At 67.5% G+C, this 6,257-nt stretch carries 10 protein-coding genes; 8 read left to right on the top strand and 2 right to left on the bottom strand.

All coding sequences use genetic code 11. From position 1 onward, the window contains the following. Positions 1-10: 10 nt before the first annotated feature. On the top strand, positions 11-148 hold the full coding sequence (locus AC1D12_RS21705; RefSeq protein ID WP_477842776.1) for a di-heme oxidoredictase family protein: 138 nt from the start codon (positions 11-13) through the stop codon (positions 146-148). Between the two features lie 121 nt (positions 149-269). Further along, entirely contained in the window at positions 270-677 is a 408-nt protein-coding gene (locus tag AC1D12_RS21700; RefSeq protein ID WP_047507058.1) for a DUF1801 domain-containing protein, read from the top strand. A 22-nt stretch (positions 678-699) separates the two neighbouring features. On the opposite strand, the gene AC1D12_RS21695 is transcribed toward AC1D12_RS21700, so the two are convergent. Together AC1D12_RS21695 and AC1D12_RS21690 are read right to left on the bottom strand one after the other, a co-directional pair. After that, positions 700-942 carry a glutaredoxin domain-containing protein gene (locus AC1D12_RS21695; RefSeq protein ID WP_465110572.1) on the bottom strand — a complete coding sequence of 81 codons (243 nt, stop codon included), beginning with the start codon at positions 940-942 and terminating at the stop codon, positions 700-702. Between the two features lie 294 nt (positions 943-1,236). Continuing rightward, on the bottom strand, positions 1,237-1,638 hold the full coding sequence (locus AC1D12_RS21690; protein WP_477826619.1) for a nuclear transport factor 2 family protein: 402 nt from the start codon (positions 1,636-1,638) through the stop codon (positions 1,237-1,239). A 135-nt stretch (positions 1,639-1,773) separates the two neighbouring features. Between AC1D12_RS21690 and AC1D12_RS21685 the strand changes: the two genes are divergently transcribed. The 6 genes from AC1D12_RS21685 to AC1D12_RS21660 all read left to right on the top strand — a co-directional run. Continuing rightward, the gene (locus tag AC1D12_RS21685) at positions 1,774-2,967 is read left to right on the top strand and encodes a hypothetical protein (RefSeq protein ID WP_477826618.1); all 1,194 of its coding nucleotides are present in this window, start codon (positions 1,774-1,776) and stop codon (positions 2,965-2,967) included. Between the two features lie 15 nt (positions 2,968-2,982). Then, entirely contained in the window at positions 2,983-3,624 is a 642-nt protein-coding gene (locus tag AC1D12_RS21680; RefSeq protein ID WP_047507069.1) for a TerD family protein, read from the top strand. A gap of 15 nt (positions 3,625-3,639) precedes the next feature. Next, on the top strand, positions 3,640-4,551 hold the full coding sequence (locus AC1D12_RS21675) for a hypothetical protein (RefSeq protein ID WP_477826617.1): 912 nt from the start codon (positions 3,640-3,642) through the stop codon (positions 4,549-4,551). Further along, a complete protein-coding gene (locus tag AC1D12_RS21670) occupies positions 4,551-5,294 on the top strand; it encodes a VWA domain-containing protein (RefSeq protein WP_477842774.1) in 744 nt (247 codons plus the stop codon). Before AC1D12_RS21675 ends, AC1D12_RS21670 begins: the two co-directional genes overlap by 1 nt. A gap of 129 nt (positions 5,295-5,423) precedes the next feature. Then, a complete protein-coding gene (locus AC1D12_RS21665) occupies positions 5,424-5,726 on the top strand; it encodes a helix-turn-helix domain-containing protein (RefSeq protein WP_477826615.1) in 303 nt (100 codons plus the stop codon). 4 nt (positions 5,727-5,730) lie between these two features. After that, positions 5,731-6,257: HipA N-terminal domain-containing protein (locus tag AC1D12_RS21660; RefSeq protein WP_477842772.1), on the top strand; the 527-nt coding region annotated here is incomplete at its 3' end.

Below are 6,257 nucleotides of genomic sequence, written 5' to 3'. Positions count from 1 at the left end.
GGTCGGCTACCTGCACGACAGCCGCGCCCGCACGCTGACCGAAGCCATCGTGTGGCACGGCGGTGAAGGCAAGGCCAGCCGCGATCGCTTCATCGCGCTGAGCAAGACCGACCGGGAAGCCCTGCTGGCCTTCCTGGGTTCGCTGTAACGCGAGCCGGCGCCGGGGCGGATCCAGCCCGGCACGGCCCATCAGGCCGCCCTTCGGGGCGGCCTCTTTCATGGGGTGGTCACTTTCCGCAGCGGTGCAGTTTCCGGTAAGGTTCACGGCCATGAACGCACCTGTCCTGCTGGCCGGCGGCAATCCGCAGATCCCGAAGGGAGAGGGCGATGCCCCCGTGCAGGCCTTCATCGCCGCGATGCCGGGTTGGAAGCGCGACGTGGGGCGCCGCATCGACGAGCTGGTCGTTCGCGCGGTGCCGGCCGTGCACAAGGCGGTGAAGTGGAACTCCCCCTTCTATGGCATCGAGGGCCAGGGCTGGTTCCTCAGCTTCCACGTGTTCACGAACTACGTGAAGGTGGCGTTCTTCCGCGGCGCCCGTCTGGAACCCATGCCGCCGGTCGAATCGAAGAGCAAGGACACGCGCTACCTGCACATCCGCGAGGACGAGCCCTTGGACGAGGCCCGGTTCATCGCGTGGGTGGAGCAGGCGAGCCGGCTGCCGGGGGAGCGGATGTGAGACCGGGCGGCGGCATCGCCGCTCACCGCCCGAGCTGCGCCAGCGCCGCCTGCAGCCCCGTCAGCCCGCCGACCCGCTGGTCGTTGATGAAGACCTGCGGCATCTGCCGCACCGACGGCCCGCACTTCTCGAAGAACGCCAGGCGCTCGGCCTCGTCATCGATGCGGATCTCCTTGAACTCCAGCGCGCGGGAGCTCAGCAGCATCTTGGCCGAGTCGCATTGCGGGCAGGCCGATTTCGAATAGACGACGATGTTCAGGTTCATGCGCGAAAGTGTAGAGGCGCTCTGCGAGAATCGCTGCCGGCCGGGAATCACCGGCCTCTCACCTGCGAGCGCCGCCCTTGAGACCCATCGCCTTGCTCTTCTTCGCCCTGGTCATCGGCATCCCTTGCGCGGCGCACTATTTCATCCTCGAATTCTGGGCTGCATCCTTCATTTCGGCCTTCGTCAGGCGGCCCTCGTCGGCCTGCGCGTGTCGGCCGCGCACAAACGCCCGACGGATTGAGCGCAAGCGCCTGCATGCGAACGGCCCTCGCGGGGCCGCTCGCGTGAGCGCCATCAGTGCTTCGTCGGCGCCGCCTCGGCCGGCGTCTCGGTGTGCATCACGCACTGCCAGCCGCTGCCGTTCTTCACCCAGGTCGACGAGTCGTTCATCACCTGCTGCGTGGCCTTGCTCTCGCCGCGCGGCGCGACGTCCTGCTTGACGCGGTAGGTCACGATCGCCATCGCGTCGTTCGGGAACACCACCTCCACGTCGCTCAGCTCGAACGAGGTGACCACCATGTTGCCCTGCTCCGCCATCTTGCGATAGGCCGCGTGGTCGAATTTCATCGCGCCATGCGAGCTGACCATCAGCGAAGGCTCGCTGAGCATCGCGAGCGCGGTATCGGTGTCCTGGTTCACCATCGACTGCCAGAACTTCTTCTCCAGGTCGATCAGTGTCTTCTGCGGTGTCGGCATGAGGAACTCCTTTCAGGCTCGATCAGGAACAGGGCTCCCATCCTGCGACTCCTGTGCGCGAGGGACATCGGAGAAGGCGGGGTTCCCCCGTAGGTGTGCTCCTACATCCGCACCGCTTGTATGAGAATGGCGCCCATGACCGACCCCAACGCCCTCGTGGCCACCTCGCCGGCGTCGCTGGCGACGAACCCGCAGCTGAGCCTGCCGCAGAACTTTCCACTGGCGTTGTCGCCGCAGCAGCAGGACAGCCTGCTGGCCCGGGTCGACGCCTTCAAGTTCGCCGAGATCTCGCAGCACGACATCGCGGCGCTGGGCGTGGAGCCCGAGCTGGCGCTGAACCGCACGCTCGACGGCTTTCTCTCGCGCATCGACAAGGCCACCTCGCCGCAGCTGTTCACGCTGGTCGCATCGCTGAACCAGCATGTGCAGGACGAGAACCTGCCCGAGCTGGCCAACCGCATCCTGAACGCGCGGCCGTCTCTGCTGGCCCGCATCCTCGGCATCTTCAACCCGAAGTCGCTGCGCCAGGCCGCCAACCGGGCCTATGAAGAGGCGGCGCGCATCGCGTCGGGCCGGTCGAAGGCGCTGTCCGATCTGATCGGCACGATGGAAACCAGGCTGCGCGTCGAGATGACCCGCCTCAACGAGGAGCTGCGCCACCTCGACACCGTGAAGGCCGAGTACCGCAAGAGCTTCGTCGCGTTCGCCGAAGATGCCGTCTTCCTGAACAGCGTGCTGGCCAAGGCACGCACCGAGGTGGCCGCCATGGAGCCCGAGCTGGCCGGCGATCCGCAGCGCGGCCACGACGTGCGCGACAAGCTGCAGTCGCTCGAATCGCGCGCGCTGGCCGTCGAGGCCACGCTGACCAAGCTGCCGGCCGACCAGCTCGTGATCCGCCAGCTGCAGAACGCCGGCGTCGCGACGCTGCAGGAGCTGGCGACGACGATGGCCTCGCGCTTCGCGAGCATCAAGATGACGCTGCTGACCATCCACGGCGCGCGCATGGTGCAGGACCTGCAGCGCCTGGGCCAGCAGGGCGCCGACCTCGATCGCAACCTGAACCATGTGCGCAGCCAGCTGATGAAGGATGTCGTCGAGACCGCCGCCACCGCGCCGGGCAACAACCGGCTGGCGCAGGCGCAGCAGCTGCAGTCGGTGGTGGCCGACACGCAGAGCCTGGTCGCRCTGGTCGATGCTTCACGCGACACCAACCAGCGCAAGTTCGACGAGGCCCGCGCGCTGATGGCGCAGGCCCGGCAGGACATGCTGAGCCTCGGCAGGCAGATGAACCCCGCTGCCACCGTCGCCGCCCAAACCTACACCCGCTGACCACCACGAGCCACCATGACCGCACCCTCGCTCAAGCTGAACCTGACCAAGCCCGGCGATGCCGCCCCGAAGCTGTCGCTGTCGCTCGACAAGGGCGAGCGCTTCAAGGTGCGGCTGGCCTGGGACGGCGACACCGACATCGACCTGCACGCGCTGGTGGCCGTGAACACCGGCGGCGGCGCGAAGGTGTCCGACTTCGGCGACATCCTGTCGACCTACAACGTGCAGCGCACGATCCGCGGCCAGGCCACCGGCACGCTGCCGCTGAATGCCGACAAGACCTTCTCGGTGCACGGCGGCGCGCTGGTCCACAGCCCCGACGCGACCGACGGCCTGGCCACCGGCGACGACGAGTGGGTGTCGATCCAGCCCGATCGCCTGGCCCCGCCGGCGGCCGGCGTGATCGAGATCCCGCTGGTCGCGATGATCCATCCGCAAGGCTCCGGTCGGAGCTTCCGCACCGTGCGCAACGCGCGTGTCGTCGTCGAGAACGCGCTCGGCAAGGAGCTGCTGAACGTGAGCCTGTCCGACCAGTTCGGCGAGTTCGTCGGCGTGCAGATGGGCTCGATCATGGTCGAGGCCTCGGGCTCGTCCTTCGTCGGCGTCGGCGTCGGCTTCAACAGCGACTTCAACCAGGTGCTGGGCCACTTCTCCTGAAATGTCGCCTGAGGCATGAACATCAAGGTCACCGTGATCGGTGGGGCGGGCGTGCCTGAGCCCGTCAAGCCGACGGTGTTGCCGGGCGCCGCGCGGCCCGTCACGGCGATGCCCTCGGTGCCTGCGAGCCCGGTCGTCGCGCCGCCGGTCTTCGCGGCCTCCGCGTTGCCCGGCGTGCAGCGCAAGCCGGTCGAGGTGCCGCTGGCCGAGCTGGTGCGCCGCTTCCCTCATGTCGACACCGCCGCGCTGCAGCGCACGCAGGGCGTGCTGGCGGGCGTGCATGCGCAAAGCCTCGATGCCACCGGCTGGCTGCGCTTCGGCATGCCGGAGCAGGAAGAACTCGCCGCGCTGATCCGCCAGCGCCTGCAGCTCGCGCAAGAGGCCACGACGCGCAGCGTGCCGCAGCACCTGCGCCGGCTGCACGAGCTGCTGTCGGACGTGCTCGAAGCGCTGGACGGCGGCTTCTTCCGCAAGCCGGCCGCGGCCGTCTGGGCGGGGCACGAAGCCGAGGTCACGCAGCTCGAGGCGCTGCTCGGCGCCTCGCGCGCGGCGCTGTCCGATCAGCTGCAGGCAATCGGCCTGCTGCAGCAACCGGTGCAGGCCTGTGGCCAGCGGCTGGAAGCGAGCGCGCTGGCCGCCGAATACCTGCTCGACCACGTCGGCCCCGAGACGGGCGGGCTGCTGCTGGCCCGCATCACGTCGCTGACCGGATCGCAGGCGATGCTCCAGGAGCACCGCCTGCACCTGGAGCAGGACGCGAGCCGCCTGCAAGAGCTGATGACCTGGGTGCAGGACGGCGTGCTGCTGAAGCTGCCCGCGGTCCACGCGCAGCTGGCCGGCCTGGCCTCGCGGCCCAGCGAGACGCAGCGCTTCCTCGCGGCCGAGAAACTCCACGACCTTCTGCAAACCCTGAAGCGAGCCCTCTGATGGCCCTGACCCTGAACCTTGAGAAGTCCGCCCGCACGCTGGTCCTGAGCCTGGAGAAGGCCGGCGTCACGAAACCACCGGCACTGGAGGTCGGCTTCGGCCTGGACGTCTCCGGCTCGTTCGAGGACGAGCACCGCGCCGGCATCACCGACCAGCTGCTGACGCGGCTGGTGCCCTGGGGCCTGGCGTTCGATCCGGACAGGAAGGTCGATGTCTTCACCTTCTCGTCCGGTGCGAACGGCGTGCACGACGTGGGCTCGGTCGACGCGRGCAACTACGACGGCTACGTCGCGAACAACATCATCGCGAAGGTGCCGGGCTGGAACGGCGGCACCGACTACTCGCACCTGCTGGAGCGCATGCTGAAGCACTTCGGCTGGGCCGGCCCGATCGAGAAGAAGGCGGGCTTCTTCGGTCGCTTGATGGGGCAGAAGGACGAGATCATCCCGGTCGCGAAGAAGCGTTCGCTGGTGATCGTCGCGACCGACGGCGACAACGCCGACAAGGAGCGCACGATGCGCGTACTGCGCGAATCGGAGCAGCGGCAGGACCAGGTCTATTTCCTGTTCCTCGGCATCTCCAACCAGGGCTCGACCTTCCCGTTCCTCGAGCGCATCGGCGACCAGTTCGGCAACACCGGCTTCAAGGCGATCCGCAACCTGCGCAAGTTCGTTGCGCAGTCGGACGAGGAGTTGAACGAGCAGTTGATCGATGGGGAGTTGATTGCCTGGTTGAAGGGGTGAGCGTATTCCTGCGGTCGCAGGTATTTTTCGCAACCATCGGAGCTGAAGCGAAATATTCCTGCAAACGCAGGAATGATTGACGCAACCAGACAGATTCTCGTAGTATTCCTGCAAACGCAGGAATTGTTGATGAAGGTCAAGATCTCGTCCCCGACCGATCTCGGACTCGTCGTCCGTGCGATGCGCCGGGTGTCGAACGTGCGCATCGATGACTTCGCCGGACTCGCGGGCGTCAGCAAGCAGTTCGCCGCCGATCTGGAGCACGGCAAGCCGACGCTGCAGATCGGCCTGGCGCTCAAGGTCCTGAAGGACCTGGGTGTGGAGGTGAGCGCCGAGATCCCCTCCTCTGCCTTGCCGCACCTCGAGACCCTCCAGGCCCAGGGCGGCCTGAGACCGCTGAAGCCCCGCGCCACTCGCAAGCCGAAGGCCTGAGCGCATGCGTCAACTCGTTGCATGGCTGAATGACACCGAGGTCGGCGTCATCACGGACGAGAACAACATCTGGCGCTTCGAGTACGCCGAAAACTGGGTCAGCGATCCGCTCGCATTCGACCTCGCGCCCGGCCTTCCCCGCGCTCGACGCAAGCACCTCGACGGCGCGTCCGATCGCGCCGTCCAGTGGTACTTCGACAACCTGCTGCCGGAAGAAAAGCTGCGCGAGACGCTCACAAAGGCCGCGAAGCTGAAGGGCGACGACGCGTTCGCCCTGCTGGAATACCTCGGGGCCGAATCGGCGGGCTCGCTGGTGCTGCTCCCTCCCGGCACACCGCCTTCCGCAAGCGGCCGCCTGCAGCAACTCCCCGACGACGTGCTGCGCGAACGCATTCGCAACATCGAACGCGTTCCGCTGAGTGCGAGTGCACCCAAGCGCATGTCGCTGGCGGGTGCGCAGAACAAGCTGGCCGTCGTCTGCCGCGATGGCGTCCTGTACGAGCCGGTCGGCAGCGAACCGTCGACGCACAT

It is taken from the genome of Rhizobacter sp. P1_G5, assembly GCF_056405435.1.
This window is presented reverse-complemented; position numbering and strand designations above follow the sequence as displayed.

What these genes read in the sequence shown, in the direction of transcription:
- AC1D12_RS21700 (WP_047507058.1), top strand. Translation starts at nt 270, where the DNA reads ATGAACGCACCTGTCCTGCTGGCCGGCGGCAATCCGCAGATCCCGAAG.
- AC1D12_RS21695 (WP_465110572.1), bottom strand. Translation starts at nt 942, where the DNA reads ATGAACCTGAACATCGTCGTCTATTCGAAATCGGCCTGCCCGCAATGC.
- AC1D12_RS21665 (WP_477826615.1), top strand. Translation starts at nt 5,424, where the DNA reads ATGAAGGTCAAGATCTCGTCCCCGACCGATCTCGGACTCGTCGTCCGT.
- AC1D12_RS21680 (WP_047507069.1), top strand. Translation starts at nt 2,983, where the DNA reads ATGACCGCACCCTCGCTCAAGCTGAACCTGACCAAGCCCGGCGATGCC.
- AC1D12_RS21690 (WP_477826619.1), bottom strand. Translation starts at nt 1,638, where the DNA reads ATGCCGACACCGCAGAAGACACTGATCGACCTGGAGAAGAAGTTCTGG.
- AC1D12_RS21675 (WP_477826617.1), top strand. Translation starts at nt 3,640, where the DNA reads ATGAACATCAAGGTCACCGTGATCGGTGGGGCGGGCGTGCCTGAGCCC.